Below are 23551 nucleotides of genomic sequence, written 5' to 3'. Positions count from 1 at the left end.
GCCGCGTTCTGCGGCCGGTGCCGTCCGACCCACCCCTGCCGACCCCTGTGGTCCGCAGTCCGTGCAAGGCGAACACCATGGGATTCCCGTTCATCCGTTCCACACTGGCGCCCCGCGCTGGCCAGCCGCGCCCCATCGCGCTGCAGGCCTTGGCATTGGCGACCCTGCTGGCCTTCGCGCCGCCGACGTTCGCCGAGGCGCCGCCGCCGGGCGCCGACGTCGCGTCGATCCGCGCCTGGCTGCTGGCGAACAACCCGGACCTGCAGGCCATGCAGGCCGAAGCCGAGGCGGCGCAGGCGCGCATCTACCCGGCCGGGGCACTGCCCGACCCGATGGCGGGCGTTGAGCTCCAAGAGATTGACCCCGACCGCCCCACCCTCCTGCCCAACAACGTCGGCTCGACCACCTACAGCCTCAAGCAGCCCATTCCCCTGTGGGGCAAACGCGGCTTGGCCCGCGAGATAGCGGGCCAGCAAGCCAATGCCGCCCAACTCGAACGCGAGGCCACGGCGTTGAACCTGCTGGCCCAGGCCGAGCAGGCCTATGTCCGTTACTGGCACGCCCGCGAAAGCGTCCTCGTCGTGGACCGGTTGATTGAATTGCTGGGTCAGGTCGAAGAAGTCGCCCGCGTGCGTTACAGCTTGGGCGTGGCGGCGCAGCAGGACTCCATCCGGGCGCAAGTCGCGCGCACCACCATGCAACGCGAACGCATCGAGCGCCTGGCCGTGCGACGCGAGGCGGCCGCCATGCTCAATGCCGTGTTGGGCCGCCCGGCGGACGCGCCCTTGGCCGAACCGGCGAGTGAGCCGGTCCTGGGCTTGCCGGCCGGTTCACTCGCCCATGCCCTGGCCGGTCTGGAAAACGCGCAGCACCCGGCCCTGCAGGCACGTCTGGCGGTGGCCGCCGCCGCCGACACCGCAGCGCAGTTGCAGCGCCGCCAGCGGTTCCCTGACATCACGCTGGGCGTGGGGGTGATGCAGCGTGACGACCGGGTCGACAGCCTGGAGGTGATGCTCGAGGTCGAGATTCCCCTGCAGCAACGTGCCCGGCGCGAACGCGAGCGCGAGGCGGTGTTGATGGGCGACGCGGCACGCTCGCGTGTCCAGGCGATGCGCAACGACCTGCAGGGGCAACTAGGCCAGGCCTGGGCCCAGGCCGACAGCGCCCGCGATCAACGCCAGTTGATCGAGCAGACGCTGATACCGCAATCGCAAGCCAATTTCGAATCGGCCTTGGCCAGCTACCGGGTCGGCGATGTCGACTTCGGCACGCTGCTGGAGGCCCTGGAGGCGTGGCAAGGCGCCGACCTGTCGCGGGTCGATGTCCGTCGCGATGAATTTCTTGGTGCCGCCGCCGTGCGCGCCATTGTCGGGAGTGTCGAATGAACCGTACGAATTGGAGTGTGTTGGCGATCGCCGTGGGTGTGGCCCTGGCGACCGGCTGGTGGGTCGGGCGATCGACCGCCCCGGAGACGGCTCTCAGCGCGGACGCGCCGTCGGCCTCGGCGGAGCGCCAGGTCTTGTACTACCGCAACCCCATGGGCCTGCCGGACACCTCGCCGGTGCCCAAGAAGGACGCCATGGGTATGGACTACATCCCGGTTTTTGCCGGCGGCGAGCCCGCGGCCGAGCCGGGTGCCGTCGTGCTGCCGCCGGAGAAGGTCCAAAAGCTGGGTGTGCGCACCGAACTGGCCGTCCGCGAGTCCCTGGCCGGTGCCGTGCGGGCGAGCGCCACGGTGCAGGTCGATGAGACCCGCCAGTTCGTCATCGCGCCCAAGTTCGAGGGCTGGATCGACACCCTGTACGCCAATCAGACCGGCATGACGGTGCAAAAGGGGCAGCCGCTGATGGCGCTCTACAGCCCGGAGCTGGTCGCCGCCCAGAGCGAATACCAGATTGCTGACGCGGCCGCCCGGCGAATGGCGTCGGCGGATCCGGCCAGCGCCGCGACCATGCGGCAGCTTCGCGATGCCGCCCGAGCGCGCCTGCGCAACTGGGACATTGGCGGCGCCCAGGTCACGCGCCAGGGCAGTAATTCGCGGCTGGTGCTGACGGCCCCGGCCGATGCCGTGGTGGTCGAAAAGCTGGTGGTCCAAGGCGACCGCTTCGAGCCGGGCCAAACCATCCTGCGGCTGGCCGACCTGTCCACGGTCTGGGTCGTGGCCGACGTGCCGACCTCGGCTGCGGCGGGCCTGACGGTGGGCGGCGAGGCCACTTTCCAGACGCCGAGTCTACCCGGCGAGCGCTTCTCGGGCCGCGTCAGCTTTATTCAGCCGATCGTCAACGCGGCCAGCCGCACCATTGGCGTGCGCATCGAGCTGCCCAATCCCGAGGGCGCGCTACGGCCCGGGCTCTTCGGCGACGTGGATCTGACCGGCACCGCGACGGACGCGGCGGTGGTGATCCCGCGCTCGGCGGTCATTGACTCGGGCACACGGCAGCTGGTGCTGGTGCAGACGGCGCCGGGGCGGTTCGCGCCGCGGACCGTGCGCGTGGGTGCCCGGTCCGGGGATCGGATCGAAGTGTTGTCGGGCGTCGAGGTTGGCGAAGCGGTCGTGGTCTCGGCCAACTTCCTGATCGACGCCGAAAGCAACCTGCGCTCGGCCATGCAGGGCATGGACCACGGCGCGGCGCCGCCGCCCACCGGCGAAACCGACACGCCACCAGTGAAAGCCGAAGAGGCTCCCGCCGAGCCCGATCCGCATGCCAGCCATACGGGAGGCCAGTGAGATGCTCGCCCGCCTGATTGAATGGTCGGTCCGCAATGTCTTCCTGGTGCTGGTGATGGCCCTGGCGATCACGGCCGCTGGCATCTACGCCGTGGCCCGGACCCCGCTCGATGCCCTGCCCGACCTGTCGGACGTGCAGGTGATCGTCTTCACCGAGGTGCCTGGCCAGGCACCGCAGGTCGTTGAGGACCAGGTCACCTACCCGCTGACCACGGCGATGCTGGCCGTGCCCAAGTCCAAGGTCGTGCGCGGCTTCTCGTTCTTCGGCGCCTCGTTCGTCTACGTGATCTTCGAGGACGGCACCGACATCTACTGGGCGCGCTCACGCGTGCTCGAGTATCTGAACTTTGCCTCGAAGAAGCTGCCCGAGGGCGTGACCCCGACGCTGGGGCCGGATGCCACGGGCGTGGGCTGGGTCTACCAGTACGTGCTTGAGGGTGAGCAGTGGTCGCTCGACCAGCTGCGCGCCATCCAGGACTGGTACGTGCGCTACCAGCTGACCAAGGCCCCGGGGGTGGCCGAGGTGGCCAGCGTCGGCGGCTTCGTGCGCCAGTATTCGGTCACTGTCGACCCCGGCCGGCTGCGCCAGTACGGCGTGCCGCTGTCGCGCATTTCCGAGGTCATCGCCAGCAGCAACCGGGATGTGGGCGGGCGCGTGGTCGAGATGACCGAGACCGAGTACATGGTCCGGGGCCGGGGGTATCTGCGCGGCATCGAGGACATCGAGAACCTGGTGGTCAAGGCCGACGGAGGCACCCCCATCCTCATCGGCGATCTGGCCCGGGTGGAGCTGGTGCCCGATGAGCGCCGCGGCGTGACCGAGCTCAACGGCGAGGGCGAAACCGTCGCCGGCATCGCCGTAGCGCGCTACGGCGAGAACGCCCTGACCGTGATCGAGGGACTCAAGCAGAAAATCAATGAAATCGAAGCCGGGCTCCCCGAGGGGGTGTCGATCCGCGCTGTGTACGACCGCTCCGACCTGATCCACCGCGCCATCGCCACGCTTCGCTGGACCTTGATCGAAGAGAGCCTGATCGTCGCCCTGGTCTGCATCGTGTTCCTGTTCCACGTCCGCAGCGCCCTGGTCGCGATCATCATGCTGCCCGTGGGCGTGCTGATCGCGTTCCTGGCCATGCGCTTGCTGGGCATGAACTCCAACATCATGAGCCTGGGCGGCATTGCGATCGCCATTGGCGCGATGGTGGACGCCGCGATCGTGATGATCGAGAACGCCCACAAGCACATCGAGCGCGACGACGGGACCAAGCCCCGCATCCAGCTGATCATCGATGCCTGCCGGGAGGTCGGACCGGCGCTGTTCTTCAGCCTGCTGATCATCACCGTGTCCTTCCTGCCGGTATTTGCCCTGGAGGCCCAGGAAGGTCGCCTGTTCCATCCCTTGGCCTTCACCAAGACCTTCGCCATGGCGGGCGGCGCGCTGCTGTCGGTGACGCTGGTGCCGGTGCTGATGCTGCTGTTCGTGCGCGGCAAGATCCTGCCCGAAGAGAAGAACCCGGTGAACCGGTTCCTGATCGCGGTCTACCGGCCGGTGATCGCCGTGGTCCTGCGGCACAAGGCGGCCACCCTGGTGGCCGCGCTGGCGGTGATGCTGGTCTCGATTTGGCCGGCCACGCGCCTGGGCAGCGAGTTCATGCCCACGCTCAACGAAGGCACGCTGCTGTACATGCCGGCGTCCCTGCCCGGCATGTCGGTGACCAAGGCGTCGGAACTGCTGCAGCAGCAGGACCGCATCATCAAGTCATTCCCGGAAGTCGCCTCGGCGTTCGGCAAGGCCGGTCGTGCCCTGACCGCCACCGATCCGGCGCCGGTGGAGATGTTCGAGACCGTCATCAACCTCAAGCCCGACGACCAATGGCGCGAGGGCATGACCATCGACAAGCTGATCGCGGAAATGGACCAGGCCTTGCAGTTCCCGGGCGTAGCCAACTCCTGGACCATGCCGATCAAGGCTCGCACCGACATGCTGGCCACCGGCATCCGCACCCCGATCGGCATCAAGGTATTCGGAACCGACCTGGTGGAGATGGAGCGGCTGGCCAAGGAGATCGAGGCCGCGGTGCGGACGGTGCCGGGCACGACCAGCGCCTACGCCGAGCGCCTGACCGGCGGCTTTTATCTCGACATTGAGCCCGATCGGCGGCAGTTGGCGCGCTACAACCTGCCGGTGGGCGAACTGCAGGACGTGATCGCGGCGGCCTTGGGCGGCGACATGGTGACCACGACGGTGGAGGGACGCGAGCGTTTCGGCGTGGTCGTGCGCTACCCGCGGGAGCTGCGCGACAGCCCGGAAACAATCGCCCGGCAGGTACTGGTCCCGACGATGGACGGGGCCCAAGTGCCGCTGGGAGAGCTGGCCACGATTACGATCCGCAAGGGCGCGCCGTCGATCCGCACGGAGAACGCCCTGCTCTCGGCCTATATCTACGTCGACACCCGCGACCCGGACCTGGGCGCCTACGTGCGCGCCGCCCAAGACGCCGTGGCCACAGCCGTCACGTTCCCGCCGGGTTACTACGCCACGTGGAGCGGCCAATACGAGTACATGCAGCGGGCGATCGCCAAGATGAAGATCGTGGTGCCGGTGACGCTGTCGCTGATCTTCCTGCTGCTGTACCTGAACTTCCGCCGGGTCACCGAGTCGCTGATCGTGATGCTGTCGGTGCCCTTTGCGCTGGTGGGCGGTGTCTGGCTGATGTGGGTGCTGGATTACAACCTCAGTGTTGCGGTGGCCGTGGGCTTTATCGCTCTGGCCGGCGTGGCCGCTGAGACCGGAGTGGTCATGCTGATCTACCTGGACCACGCGCTGGACGCCCGGGCAAAAGCCCGGCAGGGCAAGGGCGAAGCGTTGACGCTGGGCGACATTACCGACGCCATCGTCGAGGGCGCCGTCGAGCGCGTCCGGCCGAAGATGATGACCGTGGTCGCGATCATGGCGGGCCTGTTGCCGATCATGTGGAGCACCGGTACCGGCTCGGAAGTCATGCGGCGCATCGCCGCGCCGATGGTCGGCGGCATGGTCTCGTCCACGATCCTGACCTTGGTGGTGATCCCGGTCATCTACGCACTGGTCAAGCGCCGCGAGTTGCTGGGCCCCCGCGCCCAGGCCGTGCGCGCCGCCGGATTGCCGGAGACGGCGCGATGAGTTCTCGGCGCCCGGCCATTGACCTGTGTGCCGCACCCAGCTTTAGGGTTCCTGCACCCCGAACGGGACACCCCGCGGAGCGACATCCGGCCCGGGTGCGTCGCCGAGCCTAGGGGCGGCCGCACGGCCCGGGCCGCGTTGCCCGGGCCGACGGTCCGCTCCCGGGTCGTCTGCTTGTCCTGCCATCCACCTTGCACAAGGAGTTCGTCATGACTCACCACGACTCGCACGCTTCCCCGCCGTCGCGCGCCCCTGCGCCCTGGTGGATCCGGCTGGCCTTTTTGGGCTTCCTGGCCGTTGCCGGCTTTTTCCTGCTCGTCGAGCACGGCGCGCATCTGTTTGGCGCCCTGCCCTACGTCCTGATCGGCGCGTTCTTCGCCCTGCATGTGGGCATGCATGCCGGCCATCGCCACGGCGGTCACCGCCATGACCAGACCCAGCCGCCGCCGTCCAATCCCGCTACCCCCACCCCCGAGGACCGCCCGCGCGGCGGCCATCAACATTAAACGAGGAGACGGTCATGTCCAGTGGATCCGGTTATGGCTTGTGGACCTTGGCGGTCCTCAACGCCGCACTCTTCATCTTCTTCGCCTATACGTTCTACACCCCGTCGACGCGCCGCGATTGGCGCAGCTTCGGGATGTACTCGGCGTTCATCGTGGCGCTGTTCGCCGAGATGTACGGCTTTCCGCTGTCGCTGTACTTCCTGTCGGGTTGGCTGAGCAGCCGTTTCCCGGAAGTGAACTGGCTCTCGCATGACGCCGGTCACGTGTTCGAGATGTTCTTCGGTTGGCGTGCCAACCCGCACTTCGGGCCCTTCCATGTCCTGAGCATGGTCTTCATCGTCTGGGGGTTCTGGCTGCTGTCCAGCGCCTGGGTGGTGCTCTATCGCGCACAGCGCCTGGGCGAGATGGCGGCCACCGGGCCTTATGCCCGCATCCGCCACCCGCAGTACGTGGCCTTCGTGCTGATCATGTTCGGCTTCCTGCTGCAGTGGCCGACCCTGATCACGCTGGCGATGTTCCCGATCCTGGTCATCGCCTACTGGCGGCTGTCCAAGGCGGAGGAACGCGACAGCCTGCTGCGGTTCGGCGACCCCTACGTGCGCTACCTGGCGACCACGCCGGCGTTTATCCCGGGCCGGCGCCGGCAGGCGGTCACGGCATGAGCCGGCGGCGCGGTGCGGGCGGACACGCCCGGCGCGTGGGGTGGGCCGTGGTAGGCGCGGCCGCAGTGGCGCTCGCCGCGTTCGCCGCGTCGGCTCAGGCGACGCCCACGGATCAGCGGCAACAGAACGAGCGGATTACGCTCTACTACGGCGTGGTCCCCGCCGCGCTGTCCCAAGCCGCCCTCGCGGCGCACCCCGAGGCACCGGACGCGCACGGGGCGACCCGCCCCGCATCCGACACCCACCACCTGGTCGTCGCGCTGTTTGATACCCCGACCGGCCAGCGCATCACGCAGGCCACGGTGACCGTGCGACACACCCCGCCGCAGGGCGCGGCGATGAGCAAGGTGCTCGAGCCGATGCCGCTCGGGGACACGCTGTCGTACGGTTCGACCTTCGTCATCGCCGAGGGCCGGGGGCACCGGTTCCGCATCGAGGTGCGCCGGGGCGAGCGCGTCGAGCGGTTCGACGTGGTCTACGACAACGTGCACGGCGGTTCGTGATGGACCGCCGTACCCTGGGTCAGCCAAGGAGTAAACCCTGATGCGTCGTCGAATCGTGTGGAGTCTGTTGGCCGTGGTGGCGCTGGCCGGCGGTGCCGCGCTCGCCTACCAGTGGCTGCGGGTGCCGCCCCTCCCCGCTGGGTTCGCCTATGGCAGCGGCCACGTGGAAGCCACGGAAGTGCGCCTGGCCGCCGAAACGGGCGGCCGGGTAGTGGAGCAACGGCTCGTCGAGGGGCAGCCGGTCCGGGCCGGAGACGTGTTGCTGGTGATCGACCCGGTCACCACGCAGGACCAGCTCAGCAGCGTGCAGGAAGAGGCGCAGGCGATTCGGGCAAGCGTGGCGGCCCTGGAGGCGCAAATTGTCTCCTGGCAGCACCATGTCGAGACGACCCGCCAGCAACGCGCGCGGATCGAGCGCTTGGTCACGACCCAGATCGCCACCGCCCGGGAGCTGGACAGCGCCAACGACGCCGTCAACCAGGCCGAAGGTGAACTGGGACGGCTGCGGGCGCAGCGGGCCAGCCTGCAGGCGCAGGTGAGCAGCGTGGAATCGCGGGTGCGGCTGGCCCAGACCAATGTCAGCCGGACCGAGGTCAAAGCGCCGCAGGACGCCACGGTTCTCGTGCGCGGGGTCGAGGTGGGCGAAGTGATCCAGCCGGGCCAGCCCTTGGCCCTGCTGGCGGACCTGCGTCGTATCGAGCTCAAGGTGTACCTGGCCGCCAACGACGCCGGCCGGGTCAAGCTGGGCCAGTCGGCGCAGGTGCGGGTCGATGCCTACCCGGACCAGACGTTTCCGGCCACCGTCGCCCGGGTCGATCCCTACGCCCAGTTCACGCCGCGCGATATCCACGTGCCTGATGAGCGGGCACAGATGGTCTATGGCGTGACCCTGGTGATCGACAACGCCGAGCAGCAGCTCAAGCCGGGCATGCCGGCGGACGCCTGGATCCAATGGGACGCGCAGGCGCCCTGGCCCACGCCCTTGCGTGTGCCGCAGTGACGCCGACCGCTCGCCTTGTCGCCCAGGGGCTGGGCCGGCGGTTTGGCCCGCGCTGGGCGGTGCGGGATGTCAGCCTGTCGCTGGCCCCGGGCGAGACCTTGGGGGTCGTCGGCGCCGATGGCGCCGGCAAAACCACGCTGCTGCAGATGTTCGCGGCCATCCTGGATCCCAGTGAAGGGTCCTGTACCGTCTTGGGCGGCGATTCACGCCGCGACAGCAAGCGCATCGCTGCGGGCCTGGGGTACATGACCCAGGGCTTCACCCTCTACGACCGCCTCACCATCGAGGAAAACCTGCGCTTGGCGGCCACGCTTCGGGGCGTCAGCGATGCCGACTACGGTCCGCGGCGGGCGCAGCTGTTGGCCATGGCGGGTCTGGCCCGGTTCACCGAGCGCCTGTCGGGCAAGCTCTCGGGCGGCATGCGCAAGAAGCTGTCGCTGTGCACGAACCTGATCCATGCGCCGCAGCTGCTGATCCTGGATGAACCGGGCCTGGGCGTGGACCCGCTGTCGCGGCGGGAGCTGTGGACGATGCTCGCCCAGTACCGTGAGACCGGGGTGGCCACGATCGTGGCCACGTCCTACATGGACGAAGCCGAACGCTGCGACCGGGTCCTGCTGCTGCGCGACGGCCAGCCCCTCGCATTGGACACGCCGTCGGGCTTGCGAACCCAGGCTGCGGGCCGGGTGTTCGAACTGCGCGGCTCCGACCTGGCGCAGCGCCTTCCCGCCCTGCGCGCCCTGCCCCAGGTCCGGGGCCTGCAGGTCCTGCCCGACCGGGCGCGCTTCCAATCCCGCGATCCGGCCGCGGCGCCGGTCCCCGGCAGCCAGCCGGCGGTGCCCGTGCTCGAGGATGTCTTCGTCCTGCACGACACGGCGATCGAACCCGAGGCGCCGGCGGCGCCACCGGTGACCCTCTCAACTCCCGGCCCCGGATTGGTCACGCGCGACGTCTCGGTCGTGTTCGGAGGCTTTCGCGCGGTGAATCGGGTGTCGCTGTCGATCCAGCCCGGGGAGTTGCTCGCCCTGCTCGGGCCCAACGGCGCCGGCAAGACGACCCTGATCCGGGGCCTGTGTGGGCTGGTGCCCTTTTCCGAAGGCCAGGCGCAGGTCGCCGGCTTCTCGCTGCCCGGCCAAATCGCCGCCGTGCGCCAGCGCATCGGCTACATGTCCCAACGTTTTTCGCTCTACCTCGACCTCACGGCGCAAGAGAACCTCGATTTCTTCGCCAGCGCCTACGGCCTGCGCGGTGCACGGGCCCGCGAGGCGATCGCGCAGGCGACCGCGCAACTGGGACTGACCCTGGAGTCGGGGCGGCTGGTGGCGGCGCTGTCCGGCGCCGAGCGCCAGCGGCTGGCCTTGGCCTGCGCCATCCTGCACCAGCCTGCCGTGTTGTTTCTCGACGAACCCACCTCCGGCGTGGACCCCTTGGCGCGTTATCGCTTCTGGTGGCTGATCCGGCGCTTGGCCCAGGGCGGCATGAGCATCCTGGTCACTACCCACTACCTGGACGAGGCGGCGTACTGCGACCGCATTGGCCTGATGCACCAGGGCGCCTTGATCGGCTGGGGCACGCTCGACGCCTTGCGGGCCCAGACCGGTCAGTCGGCGGATGCCTCGGTGGAGACGGTGTTCGTGCAGGCCATCGCCCAGGCCACGGCGAAGACGGGAGCTGCCGCATGAACCGCCGGCGCGTGCTGGCGCTGATGGGCAAAGAGTGTCGGGAGCTGGCGCGCGATCCGCTGACCATCGGCCTGGCGATCCTGATGCCGCTGGTGATGCTGTTTCTGTTCGGCTATGCCGTCACCTTGGATGTCAACAACATCCGCCTGGGCGTCCTGGACGAAGACCGGTCGCCGGCGAGCCGGGAACTGGTGGATCGGTTCACATCCAGTGGGTACTTTGAGCAAAGTCACGCGTTCGACACGACGCGCCAGGCCGAACAGGCATTGCAACGCGGCCAGGTGCGCGTGGTCCTGGTCGTGCCGCGTCGCTTTCAGCGGGCGCTGGTGCGCGGTGAGGCCGCGCCGGTGCAGCTGCTGGTGGACGGCGCGTTCGCCTCCAGTGCCGCGCTGGCCTTGGGCTACGCCGAAGCCATTGTCGCCAGCTATCCGGCGGCGCCGCGCCAACGGATCGAGACCCAAGTCCGGGTCTGGTACAACCCGGGTCTTCGCAGCGCGAATTTTGTTATCCCGGGACTGTTCGCCGTGATCCTGATGGCGTTCCCGCCTCTGCTCACGGCGTTGGCGATCGTGCGCGAGAAGGAGTCGGGCACGATTGAACAGATTTACGCCTCGCCGGTGACCTCGGCGGAGTTCGTGCTGGCCAAGCTCTTGCCCTATGCCGGCGTCGCGCTGCTGGAGATGGCGCTGCTGGTCGGTGTCGGGATCGTCTGGTTCGACGTGCCGTTCGCCGGCAGCCCGGCGCTGCTGGCGGCCGCGTCCGGGGTCTACGTGCTGACCACGGTGGGTATCGGCCTGCTGGTCTCGACCATCACCCGGACCCAGCTCAGCGCCATGCTGGTGGCGCTGATCGTCAGCCTGATGCCCTCGTTCCTGTTCTCGGGCTTCCTGTTCCCGGTGTTCACCATGCCGCTGATGTTGCAGCTCTACAGCACCCTTGTGCCGGCGAGCTATTTCGTCGAAATCTCGCGCGATGTGGTGCTCAAGGATGCCGGCCTGGTGGCGCTGGCGCCTAATTTGGCCTGGCTGGCACTGTACACGGCGGTGGTGTTTGTCTTCGCGGCGTGGCGCCTGCGCCAGAAGGTGGCGGCGTGAGCGGGCGCTTTGTCGGCCTGCTGCGCAAGGAGGTGACGCAAGTGTTGCGTGACCGCACCGTGCTGTTCCTGATCCTGTTCCTGTACACCGTCGAAGCGGTGATGTGCACGCTGGCCTTGACCTTCGAAATCCGCGAACTCCCGGTGGCGGTGGTGGACCAGGACCAGAGCGTGGCCAGCCGGCATTTGGTCGCCTTGCTGCAGGCGACCGAGACCTTTGAGCTGCGCGAGGTGAGCGATCAGCCCCGGCGAGGCGAACAGGCCCTGCAGGCCGGGCGGGTGGCCATGGTCTGGGTGATCCCGCCGGGGTTTGAGCAGGCCTACCAGCGCGGCACCCGGCCGACCCTGCAACTGCTGCTCGATGGCACCAACTCCAACGTGGCCGAGAACGCCCGCCACTACGCCATGCAGGTCGTGCGGCGGTTTGAAGGCGACCGTCCCCCGCTGCAGGTGGCGCTGGGCACGCGCCCCGGCCAGGCCGTGGCCGTCCCCCGGGTCTGGTACAACCCCGAGCAGGAAACCAAGAACTTCATGGTGCTCTCGATGATGGCCCTGGCCGCGATGCTGGTCGGGGTCATGGTTCCGGCCGCATCGATCGTGCGCGAGAAGGAGCACGGGACCATCGAGCAGTTGCTGGTGACCCCGATCACGCCGCTGGAGCTGTTCGCCGCCAAGACCATCCCGACCGTGGCGGTGAATCTGCTGGCGATCTTCCCGGCTCTGCTGATCGTGGCGGCGTTCGACGTGCCCCAGCGCGGCAGCCTGGTGACGCTGATGGTGCTCGCGGCACTGTTCCAGCTCAGCGCGATCGCCATGGGGGTGTTCGTGGCCGCGGTGACCCGCACGTTGCAGCAGGCGCTGCTGCTGGCCTTCTTCGCGCTGTTCCCGGTGCTGTTCCTGTCGGGCACGATGACGCCGATCGAATCGATGCCGCCCGTGCTTCAAAGTGCCTCGCTGCTCAGCCCTCTGCGCTACTACATGGAGGTACTGCTGGGCATCTTCCTCAAGGGCACCGGCTGGGCCGAGCTCTGGCCCCAGGCCCTGGCCATGACCGGGATCGGGTTGGCGCTGTTCGTGGCGGCCGCCGCCGTGTTCCGGCGCAAACTGGCCTAGGCCATGCCCCAGGCTGTCAACGCGCCCGCCGCGGCCATCAGCGCGTACGCCAGCGCCAAGGGCCCCGCCACGGCGCGCCCGGCCAGACCGGCGGCCAACGCCAGCTTGGTGGCCTGGTTGACGGCCGCGCCAAGCAGCAGCGCCCAGGCGGCCGCCGCCGGCGTCACGATCCCCTCGCCCACCATTCGCCCGGTGCTGACGATGATGGCGTCGACATCCGCGAGACCGGCGATCGCCGACGTCAGGAACAAGCCCGCTTCACCCCACCAGTCCGTCAGCGCCCGGCTGACCAGCGCGACGACAGCGAGCAAGGCGGCGAAGCCCAGCGCAAAGCGCAGCGCGAGCGGGTTGGGTAGCGCGGGCTCGGGCAGCGCGGCGTTCGAGGTCCGCTGCCACAGCAGACCCAGCACTCCGCCGGTGACCGCCATCGCGGCCAGGAGGGGCCACAGGCCGGCGAGCAAGGACGGCGCCGTCACGGCGATCACCCCGATCATGCGGGCGAACATCGCCGCGCAGGCCAAGATGGCGCCGGCGGCGGCCGGACGCGCCAGCGCGGGGGTGGTCGCCGCCATCCGCGCCAAGGCTGCGGTCGTGGCCGTGGAGGACACGATGCCGCCCAGTAGCGCCGTGATCATGAGGCCCCGACGCGGGCCGGTGACGCGCATGGCGACGTACCCCGCAAACGACAAGCCGGCGATCAGCACGACCGCCCACCAGAACCGGTACGGATTGATGGCACCGTACGGCCCGAAGCCCTGGTCGGGCAGGACCGGCAGGATCACCACCGAGATCAGCAGCAGTTGGAACGCGGCTGCCAACTCCTCGCTCGAGAGTCGGGCGATGCCGGTGTGCAGCGTGTCCTTGAGCTGCAGGAGGAGCACCATCACGACCGCCGCAGCGGCGGCCGCCGCCGGTGCACCGCCCGCGGCCAGTGCGCCAATCATGAAGGTCGCCAAGCCCGCCATCAGGGTGGTCAGCCCCATCGCACGGTGCATCCACACCGTCGCCCCGTATCCGGCCACCAGCGCCAGCGCCACGGCCGCGCCCAGCGCGATAAGCACGCCGTCGCCCCAGCGCTGCGCCCCCAGCGCGCCCAAGCCGCCCAGCAGGCCGATTACGCCAAACGTGCGCAGGCCGGCCGGCCGATGGCCCTCGGCAACCGAGCGTTGGCGCCAGCCACGCTCCACACCCACCAACAGGCCCGCGGCCAAGGAAAACAACAGCCCGCTCAGTTCGTCCACGTGGGCTCGCCCGAAGAGTCAATGCGCCGGCCAGCATGGCACGTCGGGCCCAGCCACCGTCAAGGAGGTCGCAGGGCGATGGAGCCGGTGAGCGCTGACTCCGCCGTTGCTTCGGTGCCGCGGCAACTACGCGGACCACTGTTGGCGCTGTTCGTGATCGCCACCGCGTACGGCCTGGTGTTGCCGGTGCTGCCGGCCCTGCTTGCCACGGTGGCACCCGAGGACATCGCCGCCGCCACCGGGATGATGATGGCGACCTATACGCTGGCGACAGTGGTGGCCTCACCGGTGTGGGGGTGGCTGCTGGACCGCTATTCCGCCCGCCGGTTGCTGTTGATCGGTCTGGTGGGCCAAGGTCTGGTGCAGTTGGCCCTGTGGTGGCCATCGTCGCTGACCGTACTGGTCCTGGTCCGCGCCCTGCAGGGCGCGCTCGGCGCCGTGGCCGTGCCGGCCGTGCTCACGCTGGCGGCGCAGTGGTGTCCGCCCACGGTCTACGGGACAGCGGTTGCACGGGTGTCACGGGCGGCGCTCCTGGGCGGGCTGGCGGGACCGCTACTGGGTGGGGCGCTGGCCCAGGGCGCCAGCCTGCGGTTGCCGATTGCGCTGGCGACGGGCTTGATCTTGATCGCCGCGATCGCCGTGGCGCGCATACGCACGCTACCCACCACCGCGTCGCTAGCCGCGCCGTCGCGGCTCCCGGATCGGCCGCGCCTGTGGTTGTTGGCCGCGGCAGCCATGGTCGCCGGCTTGGTGATGGGAGCCATGGAGGTCGGGGTGAGTGTGCGCGGGCGCGAAGAACTGGGGCTGTCGGCGCCGGCGATCGGATTGTTGTTCTCAGGCTGCGGCCTGGTGATGATCGCGGTGCAGACCGGCGTGTTCCAACCTCAGCGCGACCCGACCAGCTTGTGGCGCTGGCTGGCGCCGGCATTTCTGGTTTCGGCGTTGGGGGTCGGTGTGCTGCGCTGGACGTCGGAGGCGTGGATGCTCGGCGCCGTTGTGGCATTGGTGGCGGCTGGGGGTGGCGTCCTGCAACCGACGATCAGCCTGTGGATCGTACGGAGCGCCGGCCGGGCGCACGGGTTGCAACTGGGCCTGCGCGCCGCCCTGGGCGGGCTGGGACAAGCCGCAGGTGCACTGTTGGGCGGCGTGGCATTCCGCGCTCAAACACCGCAGACCGCTTGGATCGCCGTCGTGGTGGGCCTCGCCGTGGTAGTCGCGGTCGCCATAGCGAGGCGTCCGCCCGTACAAGGGGCCGAACCTTGAGCAGTGCACGCGAACGACTTGACCCGTGCGGCAGCCAGCGTATCGTCGTGGCGTCGGTAGGCACCAGGCGCGACGCTGCGTCATTTGACCCAAGTCAACTTCCGACCCTGCGAACCGCGTTAGAGTGGCTTCGACAATGAACCGCTTCCGCCGCCACCGCTGGCGTACACCGATTTCGCTGCTGGCGATGCTGGCACTGGTGTGGGCCCAACTGGCCCTGGCGAGCCATCCGGCGTGCGCACTTTCGGCGATGGCGTCCATGCCCACCCACGCCCAGCATGCCGATCACGGCGATGCCGTCGCGGTCGAAACACCCCCGCCGTGCCACGGTGCCCCGCTCAGCAGCGATGCGCCCCTGTGCGCCTCCCATTGCAGCCAAGGTGACCTGAGCAAGGAGGCGCCACGCTTGGCGTCTGTCCCCGCCTTGGGCCCACTGCCGACTCTGCCAGTCGTAGCCGTTCAGCGACTGCCGGATGCGGCGGGTCACGCGGTGGCCGCTCGTCCGCATAGCGCTTGGCATCGACCTACGCCGCACCCGGCGAGCCTCCTGCTGATCTGATCCCGCGCCGATGACCGGCCGGTGCCCGTCCGGGCTCCGGTCGCTTCGGTGCAGCCGCCGTGTCCACGGCCTGCCCCGCCGACTCCTACCGCATCGCCCCTGGGCAGCGGTTCGTGCGAGGCCAAGACGATGGGATCGTCCCACTCCAAGCGTGTTGTCACTGCCGCTCTGCGCCGGCCGGCGTGCCTTGACCTGTGTTCGACACACAGGTTTACGGTCTCCGGACGGTTCTGCGGGAGCATGCAATGACGGCCGACCTTCGCAAATCCGATCCGCCGATGACGGTGCGCCGTCTGGCGCACTTGGGAGGCGTGACCGTGCACGTGGTGCGCAACTACCTGCGCCGCGGCCTGCTTCGCGCAGCCAGCCACACCGAGGCCGGCTACCAGTTGTTCTCGACCGCGGAACTGCATCGCCTGCATTTCATCCGCACGGCGCAGCGTCTCGGCTTCACCCTCGCCGAGATCGAGGAAATCCTGCGCCGCAGCCGCCAGCGCAAGAGTCCCTGTCCGCTGGTGCGCGACATCATGACCCGGCGCTTGAAGGAAACCCGGGACCAACTGGAACACCTGCTGGCCCTGCAGATGCGCATGGCCACCGCCGTCGCGCATTGGACCCACCTGCCCGACGCCGTGCCGACCGGCAATGACGTGTGCGCCTTGATCGAGGCGATCGCGGCCAGTGAAGCCGCCGCCGTTCCCCAAACCACCCCGCGGCGGCTGTTGGGTCGTCGCGCTTCTTCGGAGAAACCCTCATGACAAGCCCTCGTTTGTCCCCGCTCTCCTGCGGCCTGTCCCTGGCCGTGACGGCGGCTGTGCTTTACCTGGCGTGCGCCCTGGTCGTGGCGTGGTCACCCGGGGCCTTGGCCGCCGGCCTGGGCCTGATCGTGCATGGCCTGAGCCTGTCCGGCCTCTCGCCCGCCATCGGCGAGTTGCGCTGGGGCGCCGTGCTGATCGGCACGCTCGCGATTGCCGGCTACGCCTTCGTCGCCGGTGCCCTGTTTGCCACCGTGCATCGTTGGATCGGAGGTAGCCGATGAACCGCTCTCGACTCTTTCTGCTGCTCGCCAGCCTACTCGCCGCCCCGCTCGTTGCCGCTGCGCCGCCCGAGGCGGCCTCCACGTCCGACGACTCGCCGGTGATCTTTCACTTCGCCGGCTACGCCGACGTCACGGTGACCGATACCCAGGGCGACGCCGGCACGCTCGGCGCGGTGACCCTCGCGCCGATCTTCTGCAGGTTGGTGAGCGCTTTCTGATCGAGGCCGAGGCCGAGTTCGAGGCCGATGACCGCGGCGACCAGGCCGCCGGTCTGGAGTACGCGACAGCGAGCTGGTTGCTGGGCGACTCCTCGGCCGTGGTGGTTGGCAAGTTCCTGAGCCCGGTCGGCTACTTCTTCCAGAACCTGCATCCGTCCTGGATCAACAAGCTCGCCTCGGTACCGGCCGGCTTTGGCCATGGCGGCGCGGCGCCCTTGACCGACGTGGGAGTGCAACTGCGCGGCGGTCGCGCCCTCGCGGATGGCCACCAGCTCAACTACGCCCTGTATGTCGCCAACGGTCCGCGCCTGGGGCTCGAGGGCATGGAAGGTCTGGATCTGGATGTCGAGGGATCCTCGACCAACCGCGATGGCGAACGGGTCTGGGGTGGTCGCGTCGGCTGGCTGCCGCGGCCCGGCCTGGAACTGGGCGCCTCGCTGACCCGTGGCGATGTCGTGCTCGATCCGGGCGAGATGGGAATCGGCATGGCCGAGCCCACCCGTGCCTACCGGGTCGAGGGGGTGGACGTGGCCTGGCAGGCCAGCCGGGCGGTGTCGCTGCGGGGCGAATGGATCCGCCAGCGGGTCGGCGACGCGCCGATGAGCCTGGCGCCCGATGGCGCGACTTGGCGCGCCTGGTATGTGCAGGGGGCGTATCGCTTCGGCGCCGACCGCTGGGAGACGGTGCTGCGCGTTGGCGACTCGCTCTCGCCGCACGGCGAGTCGACCTTCCAGCAAACCGCCCTGGGTCTGAACTACCTGTTCCGCCCCGGTACCCAGCTCAAGCTCAGCTGGGAGATCAACGACAGCGACAACGCCGAGGCCGAGGCCGATCGCGTGCTGTTGCAGCTGGCCCACGGCTTCTAAGGAGACCTGTCATGACACGCGTCCCTCTTCGTTCCCCGGCCATCGCGAGCCAGAGCCTGCGGGCCGTGGCGGCTGCCTTTGGACTCGCCCTGGTCATCCTGCCGGCTGGCGCCATCGCCGCCGATGGCAAGGCCCTGTACGAGTCCACCTGCGTCGCCTGCCATGGCCCGACCGGCAAGGGCGCCATTCCCGGCGTGCCGGATCTGGCCACGCGTCTGGACAAGCCCGACGCCGAGCTGGTTAACAACGTACTCAACGGTTTCCAGACCCCAGGCTCGCCGATGGCGATGCCCGCCAAGGGCGGCAATCCCGCCCTGACCGCGGAGGATGCGCAGGCCATCATTGGCTACCTGCGATCCGGCGCGGGAACCCCTCCGCCCCCGTCGGCCGCCAACGGCGCGCCCGCCTCCCCGCCAGCCGCCGTGCTAGCCCCGGCGCCGGCGGGGGCGACCTCTGCGGGCGTCGCGGCAGATAGCACGGCCTTCGCGCGTGGCGCGCAGGCCTGGGCCGACAACTGCGCCCGCTGCCATGCCATGCGTGATCCCAAGTCGCTGCCCGACGAGCAGTGGCAAGTCGTGGTCACCCATATGCGGCTGCGGGCCGGCCTGGATGGCGCGCAAGCCGACGACATCCTCGTGTTTCTCAAAGGGAGCAACTGATATGCGCCTCCTCTCTCCCGTCCTGTGTGCGCTGACGATCGCCGTGACCGTCCCCGCCCTCGCGGCCGAGCCCAAGGCCCTGTACGACACCACCTGCGTGGCCTGCCACGGGCCCACGGGCAAGGGCGCCATTCCGGGCGTACCGGACCTGGCCACGCGCTTCGGCAAGTCGGATGCGGAGCTTGCGGCCAGCATCCTCAACGGATTCCAAACGCCGGGCTCGCCAATGGCGATGCCGGCCAAGGGCGGCAATGCCGCGCTGACTGCCGCTGATGCCACGGCGCTGGTCGGCTACCTGCGCACGCTCGGCAAGTCCTGAACGCGGCTGTTCGCCAGGAGACTCCCCATGACCACACCCACTGTCCATCCCCGCTCCCCCAACCAGCAACGCGCCCGCGTGATCTTCTGGGTGTTGATGGGGTTTGCGGCCTTCTACCTGATCGCCGAGCACCGCCTGCACCTGTCCGGACTCTGGCGCTGGCTGCCAATCCTGATCCTGCTGGCGTGTCCCTTGCTCCACGTGTTTGGCCACGGGGGCCACGGGGGCCACGGGGGCCATGGAAGTCATGGTGGGTACGGGGGTCACGGCGGGCACGGCGATGGGGACGCGGACCGCGCGTCCTCCAATGGCGGACCGCCGGCCGATGTCCCCACCCCACCGGGAGATGGCCCACGGACGCCGCGCCCGCACGTCCATCGGGGAGACCTGCCATGAACCCGCTCATTCCCGGCTACGGCCTGTGGACGCTGGCCGTGCTCAACGCCGCGTTCTTCATCTTTTTCGCCTGGAGTTTCTACACTCCGCTCACGACACGCGACTGGCGCAGCTTCGGCCTGTACTCGGCGTTCGTTGTGGCGTTGTTCGCCGAGATGTACGGCTTCCCACTGAGCCTGTTTCTGTTGTCGGGCTGGCTGTCGTCGCGCTTTCCGGAGGTGAACTGGCTCAGTCACGACGCCGGCCATGTGCTGGAGATGATGTTTGGCTGGCGGAGCAATCCGCACTTCGGCCCCTTCCATATCCTGAGTTTCGTGCTGATCGGTGGCGGCTTCTGGCTGCTCGCTCGGGCCTGGCCGGTGCTGTATCAGGCCCAGCGCAGCGGCGAGCTGGCCCAGACCGGCCCCTATGCCCGCTTACGGCATCCGCAGTATGTCGGGTTCGCCTTGATCATGACCGGCTTCCTGGTCCAGTGGCCGACCCTACTCACGCTGGTGCTGTACCCGGTGATGCTGATCACCTATGTGCGCCTGGCGATCAACGAGGAGCACGAAACCCGGGCACGCTTTGGCACGGCGTATGAGCAGTACGCGGACGCGGTGCCGCGGTTCTTCCCACGCCGTCGCCGGCCGCTGGCGGTGGCGTCATGAGCACCGCCATGAACACTCAGGCGGTAAGGGTCTGGCCGATCGGCGACATGCTGACCGAGGGCTGCGCCCGCACGCTGGCCGCCACGGTTCGCGGGTTGCCGGGCGTGCAGGCCGCCGAAGCCAATTTTGCGGCCGGCACGCTTCAGGTGCGCTATACCCGCGGCGCTGCGGAGCCGACGGCGATTACGGCGGCGATTCGCGCTTGCGGCTTCACCTGCCGCGCCCCGTCCGCCGAGTTTGTCCCGCCAGGCGCCTCCGCCGGGTCGGCCACCAGTCACTCTGCACATGCCGGCCATGCCCCGTCGCCCTCCCCCGCAGCGTCGGCCCTCCCTGAGGACGCAACGCCGTCGATGCAAGGGCACGCGGGCCATGCGCCCGTCGCGCCGGACAAGCGCGGCGCGGACCCGCACGAGGGCATGCACCACGGGGGCGACCTGCACGCGGCGGCAGCGGACATGCGCCGGCGCTTTGTGGTCGCCCTGCTGTTCTCGATCCCGCTGTTCATCTGGTCGCCGATGGGCATGATGAGTCCGCCCGCGACCCCGTTCGGACTGGCCGAGAACGTCTGGTTGTGGCTGCTGGCCAGCGGTGCGGTGCTTTACCCGGGCTGGCCCTTCTTCGCGGCCGCGATTCGCTCGCTGCGCCGCGGCGTGCTGGACATGGCGGTGCTGGTGCTGCTCAGCGTCGGCACCGGCTACGGCTTCAGCCTGGGCGCGACCTTCGTGTTCGACGGGCCCAACTTCTACGAGGCCTCCTCGGTCCTGCTGACCTTCATCCTGCTGGGCCACTGGCTGGAAATGCGAGCTCGCGCCGGCGCCTCGGATGCCATGAAGGCGCTGCTCAAGCTCTCCCCCCCAAAGGCGATCGTTCGCCGGGACAACGTCGATGTGGAGATCGCCACCGATGAGGTGCAGGTGGGCGAGGTGGTGGTCGTTCGGCCAGGCGCCAAGGTGCCGGTGGATGGTGAGGTGCTCGAGGGCCAGTCCCAGGTAGACGAATCCATGCTCACCGGCGAATCGATGCCCGTGAAGAAGGCGCCGGGCTCGCTCGTCGTGGGCGGCACCATCAATCGCAGCGGCGCCTTCACCTATCGCGCCACCAAGGTGGGCGCCGATACCGCGCTGGCCCAAATCATCAAGCTCGTCCAGGAAGCGCAGAACTCCAAGGCCCCAGCCCAGCTGCTGGCCGACCGGGCCTCGCAATGGCTGGTGCTGGCGGCGATCGTGATCGGCGCGCTCACCTTCGCGGTCTGGTTCTGGTGGATCGGGCAGACCCTGCTGTTCGCGCTCACCTTGACCATCACCGTCTTCGTGATCGCCTGCCCCGATGCCTTGGGCTTGGCCACCCCGATGGCGATCATGATCGGCACCGGCATGGGCGCCCGCCACGGCATTCTGTTCAAGCACGCCGAGGCGATTGAGCAGTGCGCTCGTCTGGACGTCGTGATCTTCGACAAGACCGGCACGCTCACGGTGGGGCAACCCGATGTCGTGGAAACGGTGCCGGCGGCGGACTGGGACGAGGCGCGCCTCATCGAGATTGCGGCCGCCGTGGAGGCGCACTCCGAACACCCGCTGGCGCAGGCCATCCTCAAGCACGCCGGGCCTGTCACAGATCGCGCGTCGGACTACACCAACATCGACGGACAGGGCGCCATGGGCCGGGTGGCGGGTCGCTGGGTGCATTTGGGCAACCGCCTGCTGATGACGGCCGAGGGCGTGGCCGTGGACGAGATCGAGGCACGAGCCGAGAGCCTCAAGGGCGCCGGCCGGACCGTGATCTACGTGGCCGTCGACCGGCGCCTGGCGGGCGTCATTGCGATTGCGGATGCCATTCGCCCCACCTCCCGGGCCACGATCCAGGAGCTTCACCGGCGCAAGGTCCGGGTGGCGATGATCACCGGCGACAACCGGCCCACCGCCGAGCGTGTGGCCGCGGACCTGGGCATCGACATCGTGCTGGCCGATGTCCTGCCTGGCCAGAAGGCCGATGAGGTCAAGAAACTGCAGGCCCAGGGCCTGAAAGTCGGCATGGTCGGCGATGGCGTCAACGACGCCCCGGCGCTCACGCAAGCCGAGGTCGGCTTCGCGATCGGCGCCGGCACGGACGTCGCCATCGACAGTGCCGACATCGTGCTGATGCGCAGCGACCCCTATGACGTCGTGCGGGCGATCACGATCGCCCGCGGGACGCTGCGCAAGATGCACCAGAACCTGGCGTGGGCGGTGGGCTACAACGTCCTGGCGTTCCCGCTGGCCGCCGGTGTGCTCTTCCCGTTCGTGCTCTCGCCCGAAATCGCCGCGCTGTCGATGTCCGGCAGCTCGGTGATCGTGGCGGTCAATGCGCTGTTGCTCAAGCGCCTCCCCCTGGCCGCCGCCGCGGCCGCCCCGTCCCCTGAGACCCCCAAGGAGTCCCTCTCATGAATACCGTCCCCGTTTCCAACCGCGCCGCCTCCCTGCGTGGCCACTCCCGCCGCTGGCTCGGCCTGGGCGTCCTGATGCTGGCGCTGACCGGCGCCGCCCACGCCGCCGAGGGCAGCTTCAAACATGAAGTCGTCATGCGCGGACAGATTCTGGAGGCCGACGCTGGCGCGTTGGTCGTCTGCGTGGGCGAGGCCGATGGCGCCCAGGTCGGGCAGGTGCTCGAAGTCGTGCGCCACAAGCGGGTCTCGCGCAGTCCCAAGGCGGCCGGCCCCCGGTTCCGTCGCGAGCCGGTCGGCCAGGTGCGGATCACGGAGCTGTTCGATACGCACTACGCCCAGGCCCAGGTGGTCAGCGGCAAGCCCAAGGTCAACGACACCGTCGAGTTGATCCGCTGATGGGCGCCCGGCACCCGTGGCCACGCCGGTCGGCCCTCGTGGCCGATAGCGTTGTCGCGGGTGCCTGCCCGCGGGTGCACACGTCCCGGACCGCCCCTTCTTTCCGAGGCTTCCCGTCATGATCCTGATCCCGTGGTTTCGGCGCCATCGCGTCCACGCGTCTTGGCGCCGAAGTGCCCTCGCCGCCGTTGCGGTGCTACTGGTCTCGGGGATGACGGCCTGCGGTCCGGAAAACCCCTACCGGCATGAGGTCCTCATGCGGGGCCACATCCTGGAGTCCACGCACGAAGGCTTGATCCTGTGCGTGGGCGAGAAAGACGGTGCCCGTGTCGGTCAGGTATTCGCGGCGATCAGCCATAGGCGCCTCTCGGACAGGGGTCCACAAGCGGGCTCGCGCTACCAGCGCCAGCCCACCGGCACCGTGCGCATCACCGCGTTGAGGGACGACCACTACGCCGTCGCCGAAGTCGTCGATGGCAAGCCCGGTCTCCACGACACCGTCGAGTTGGTCCGGCCATGAGCGAACGACGCCGGCGGCATTGTTGGCAGACCCCGTGGGCCGCGGCTGGCGCCGCCCGTGGCCCCGGAACGGCGTGCCGCACACACGCCCTTTTCCTCCAAGGAGTCTCGTCATGACCCTACTTCCCTGGATTCAGTTCCCTCGCGCCCCGACGCCTTGGCGCCGATCCACCCGCGCCGCGCTCGTCGCGCTGCTCGTCCTCGGGAGCACGGCGTGCGGACCAGAGGATCCGTGCCGGCATACGGTGCGTATGCGAGGCCACATCCTGGAGGTCCCGCACGGCCGCTTGGTGTTGTGCGTGGGCGAGAAAGGCGCCGTCCAGGTCGGTCAAGTGCTCGACGCGTTCCGCCAGCAGCGCGTCACCGGCTCGGACCCGCAGGCCGGTCCGCGCTACCGCCGGGAACGGTCCGGCACGGTGCGCATCACCTCGCTGTTTGACGAGCATTACGCCACCGCCGAAATCATCACCGGCAAGCCCGGCATCCACGACACCGTCGCGTTGCCCCGGCCATGAACGACCGTCGCTCGCGGCCCCGCGGCCCCGCCCTGACCG

At 69.1% G+C, this 23551-nt stretch carries 24 protein-coding genes; 23 read left to right on the top strand and 1 reads right to left on the bottom strand.

What is annotated here, in order from left to right:
- Positions 1–77 precede the first annotated feature (77 nt).
- The 10 genes from DFR29_RS25720 to DFR29_RS25675 all read left to right on the top strand — a co-directional run bounded on the left by DFR29_RS25720 (position 78) and on the right by DFR29_RS25675 (position 12450).
- The gene (locus DFR29_RS25720) at positions 78–1385 is read left to right on the top strand and encodes a TolC family protein (protein ID WP_133821509.1); all 1308 of its coding nucleotides are present in this window, start codon (positions 78–80) and stop codon (positions 1383–1385) included.
- Entirely contained in the window at positions 1382–2728 is a 1347-nt protein-coding gene (locus tag DFR29_RS25715; RefSeq protein ID WP_133821508.1) for an efflux RND transporter periplasmic adaptor subunit, read from the top strand. Before DFR29_RS25720 ends, DFR29_RS25715 begins: the two co-directional genes overlap by 4 nt.
- A 1-nt stretch (position 2729) precedes the next feature.
- The gene (locus DFR29_RS25710; RefSeq protein ID WP_133821507.1) at positions 2730–5891 is read left to right on the top strand and encodes an efflux RND transporter permease subunit; all 3162 of its coding nucleotides are present in this window, start codon (positions 2730–2732) and stop codon (positions 5889–5891) included.
- A gap of 209 nt (positions 5892–6100) precedes the next feature.
- A complete protein-coding gene (locus DFR29_RS25705; RefSeq protein WP_133821506.1) occupies positions 6101–6397 on the top strand; it encodes a DUF2933 domain-containing protein in 297 nt (98 codons plus the stop codon).
- Positions 6398–6411: 14 nt separating this feature from the next.
- Positions 6412–7059: a methyltransferase family protein gene (locus DFR29_RS25700; protein ID WP_133821505.1), complete on the top strand. Its 648-nt coding sequence runs from the start codon at positions 6412–6414 to the stop codon at positions 7057–7059.
- 65 nt (positions 7060–7124) lie between these two features.
- A complete protein-coding gene (locus DFR29_RS25695) occupies positions 7125–7562 on the top strand; it encodes a hypothetical protein (protein ID WP_133821504.1) in 438 nt (145 codons plus the stop codon).
- Positions 7563–7602: 40 nt separating this feature from the next.
- Complete coding sequence (locus tag DFR29_RS25690) at positions 7603–8562, top strand: HlyD family secretion protein (RefSeq protein WP_133821503.1); 960 nt, start codon at positions 7603–7605, stop codon at positions 8560–8562.
- Entirely contained in the window at positions 8559–10244 is a 1686-nt protein-coding gene (locus tag DFR29_RS25685; protein ID WP_133821502.1) for an ATP-binding cassette domain-containing protein, read from the top strand. The genes DFR29_RS25690 and DFR29_RS25685 overlap by 4 nt, the downstream gene beginning before the upstream one ends.
- Positions 10241–11338 (top strand): ABC transporter permease, encoded by a 1098-nt coding sequence (locus DFR29_RS25680; protein WP_133821501.1) that lies wholly within the window; start codon positions 10241–10243, stop codon positions 11336–11338. The genes DFR29_RS25685 and DFR29_RS25680 overlap by 4 nt, the downstream gene beginning before the upstream one ends.
- A complete protein-coding gene (locus DFR29_RS25675; protein ID WP_133821500.1) occupies positions 11335–12450 on the top strand; it encodes an ABC transporter permease in 1116 nt (371 codons plus the stop codon). Before DFR29_RS25680 ends, DFR29_RS25675 begins: the two co-directional genes overlap by 4 nt.
- On the opposite strand, the gene DFR29_RS25670 is transcribed toward DFR29_RS25675, so the two are convergent.
- A complete protein-coding gene (locus DFR29_RS25670; RefSeq protein ID WP_133821499.1) occupies positions 12447–13691 on the bottom strand; it encodes an MgtC/SapB family protein in 1245 nt (414 codons plus the stop codon). The genes DFR29_RS25675 and DFR29_RS25670 overlap by 4 nt on opposite strands.
- Before the next feature lie 141 nt (positions 13692–13832).
- Here DFR29_RS25670 and DFR29_RS25665 point away from each other — a divergent pair, with 141 nt between their 5' ends.
- From DFR29_RS25665 to DFR29_RS25615, 13 genes are all read left to right on the top strand, one after another.
- Positions 13833–14954 (top strand): MFS transporter, encoded by a 1122-nt coding sequence (locus DFR29_RS25665; protein ID WP_166654340.1) that lies wholly within the window; start codon positions 13833–13835, stop codon positions 14952–14954.
- 753 nt (positions 14955–15707) lie between these two features.
- On the top strand, positions 15708–16271 hold the full coding sequence (locus DFR29_RS25660) for a MerR family DNA-binding protein (RefSeq protein ID WP_208113729.1): 564 nt from the start codon (positions 15708–15710) through the stop codon (positions 16269–16271).
- Positions 16268–16552 carry a DUF5676 family membrane protein gene (locus tag DFR29_RS25655; RefSeq protein ID WP_133821497.1) on the top strand — a complete coding sequence of 95 codons (285 nt, stop codon included), beginning with the start codon at positions 16268–16270 and terminating at the stop codon, positions 16550–16552. Before DFR29_RS25660 ends, DFR29_RS25655 begins: the two co-directional genes overlap by 4 nt.
- Positions 16549–16770, top strand: coding sequence for a hypothetical protein (locus tag DFR29_RS29440; RefSeq protein WP_166654339.1), 222 nt, complete (start codon positions 16549–16551; stop codon positions 16768–16770). Before DFR29_RS25655 ends, DFR29_RS29440 begins: the two co-directional genes overlap by 4 nt.
- Before the next feature lie 77 nt (positions 16771–16847).
- Complete coding sequence (locus DFR29_RS29435; RefSeq protein WP_166654338.1) at positions 16848–17636, top strand: hypothetical protein; 789 nt, start codon at positions 16848–16850, stop codon at positions 17634–17636.
- An 11-nt stretch (positions 17637–17647) separates the two neighbouring features.
- Entirely contained in the window at positions 17648–18295 is a 648-nt protein-coding gene (locus tag DFR29_RS25650) for a c-type cytochrome (protein WP_166654337.1), read from the top strand.
- 1 nt (position 18296) lies between these two features.
- Entirely contained in the window at positions 18297–18614 is a 318-nt protein-coding gene (locus DFR29_RS25645; protein WP_166654336.1) for a c-type cytochrome, read from the top strand.
- A 27-nt stretch (positions 18615–18641) separates the two neighbouring features.
- A complete protein-coding gene (locus DFR29_RS30590; RefSeq protein WP_133821494.1) occupies positions 18642–19010 on the top strand; it encodes a DUF2933 domain-containing protein in 369 nt (122 codons plus the stop codon).
- Positions 19007–19660: a methyltransferase family protein gene (locus DFR29_RS25635; protein ID WP_133821493.1), complete on the top strand. Its 654-nt coding sequence runs from the start codon at positions 19007–19009 to the stop codon at positions 19658–19660. Before DFR29_RS30590 ends, DFR29_RS25635 begins: the two co-directional genes overlap by 4 nt.
- Complete coding sequence (locus tag DFR29_RS25630) at positions 19657–22083, top strand: heavy metal translocating P-type ATPase (protein WP_243746180.1); 2427 nt, start codon at positions 19657–19659, stop codon at positions 22081–22083. The genes DFR29_RS25635 and DFR29_RS25630 overlap by 4 nt, the downstream gene beginning before the upstream one ends.
- Positions 22080–22478, top strand: a complete 399-nt coding sequence (locus DFR29_RS25625; RefSeq protein WP_133821492.1) for a hypothetical protein — start codon at positions 22080–22082, stop codon at positions 22476–22478. Before DFR29_RS25630 ends, DFR29_RS25625 begins: the two co-directional genes overlap by 4 nt.
- Positions 22479–22596: 118 nt before the next feature.
- Entirely contained in the window at positions 22597–22998 is a 402-nt protein-coding gene (locus DFR29_RS25620; RefSeq protein WP_133821491.1) for a hypothetical protein, read from the top strand.
- A 112-nt stretch (positions 22999–23110) separates the two neighbouring features.
- A complete protein-coding gene (locus tag DFR29_RS25615) occupies positions 23111–23512 on the top strand; it encodes a hypothetical protein (protein ID WP_133821490.1) in 402 nt (133 codons plus the stop codon).
- The last annotated feature ends 39 nt before the right edge of the window (positions 23513–23551 follow it).

The sequence above is a fragment of the Tahibacter aquaticus genome, assembly GCF_004363655.1.
Classification (GTDB): Bacteria; Pseudomonadota; Gammaproteobacteria; order Xanthomonadales; family Rhodanobacteraceae; genus Tahibacter; species Tahibacter aquaticus.
Note: the sequence above shows the minus strand (reverse complement) of the source record. Positions and strands in the feature narration are given on the sequence as shown.

Bases quoted from the DNA above. Each gene is read 5' to 3' on its own strand.
- DFR29_RS25720 (WP_133821509.1), top strand. From the start codon at position 78: ATGGGATTCCCGTTCATCCGTTCCACACTGGCGCCCCGCGCTGGCCAG.
- DFR29_RS25715 (WP_133821508.1), top strand. From the start codon at position 1,382: ATGAACCGTACGAATTGGAGTGTGTTGGCGATCGCCGTGGGTGTGGCC.
- DFR29_RS25710 (WP_133821507.1), top strand. From the start codon at position 2,730: ATGCTCGCCCGCCTGATTGAATGGTCGGTCCGCAATGTCTTCCTGGTG.
- DFR29_RS25705 (WP_133821506.1), top strand. From the start codon at position 6,101: ATGACTCACCACGACTCGCACGCTTCCCCGCCGTCGCGCGCCCCTGCG.
- DFR29_RS25700 (WP_133821505.1), top strand. From the start codon at position 6,412: ATGTCCAGTGGATCCGGTTATGGCTTGTGGACCTTGGCGGTCCTCAAC.
- DFR29_RS25690 (WP_133821503.1), top strand. From the start codon at position 7,603: ATGCGTCGTCGAATCGTGTGGAGTCTGTTGGCCGTGGTGGCGCTGGCC.
- DFR29_RS25680 (WP_133821501.1), top strand. From the start codon at position 10,241: ATGAACCGCCGGCGCGTGCTGGCGCTGATGGGCAAAGAGTGTCGGGAG.
- DFR29_RS25655 (WP_133821497.1), top strand. From the start codon at position 16,268: ATGACAAGCCCTCGTTTGTCCCCGCTCTCCTGCGGCCTGTCCCTGGCC.
- DFR29_RS29440 (WP_166654339.1), top strand. From the start codon at position 16,549: ATGAACCGCTCTCGACTCTTTCTGCTGCTCGCCAGCCTACTCGCCGCC.
- DFR29_RS25650 (WP_166654337.1), top strand. From the start codon at position 17,648: ATGACACGCGTCCCTCTTCGTTCCCCGGCCATCGCGAGCCAGAGCCTG.
- DFR29_RS25645 (WP_166654336.1), top strand. From the start codon at position 18,297: ATGCGCCTCCTCTCTCCCGTCCTGTGTGCGCTGACGATCGCCGTGACC.
- DFR29_RS30590 (WP_133821494.1), top strand. From the start codon at position 18,642: ATGACCACACCCACTGTCCATCCCCGCTCCCCCAACCAGCAACGCGCC.
- DFR29_RS25635 (WP_133821493.1), top strand. From the start codon at position 19,007: ATGAACCCGCTCATTCCCGGCTACGGCCTGTGGACGCTGGCCGTGCTC.
- DFR29_RS25630 (WP_243746180.1), top strand. From the start codon at position 19,657: ATGAGCACCGCCATGAACACTCAGGCGGTAAGGGTCTGGCCGATCGGC.
- DFR29_RS25625 (WP_133821492.1), top strand. From the start codon at position 22,080: ATGAATACCGTCCCCGTTTCCAACCGCGCCGCCTCCCTGCGTGGCCAC.
- DFR29_RS25620 (WP_133821491.1), top strand. From the start codon at position 22,597: ATGATCCTGATCCCGTGGTTTCGGCGCCATCGCGTCCACGCGTCTTGG.
- DFR29_RS25615 (WP_133821490.1), top strand. From the start codon at position 23,111: ATGACCCTACTTCCCTGGATTCAGTTCCCTCGCGCCCCGACGCCTTGG.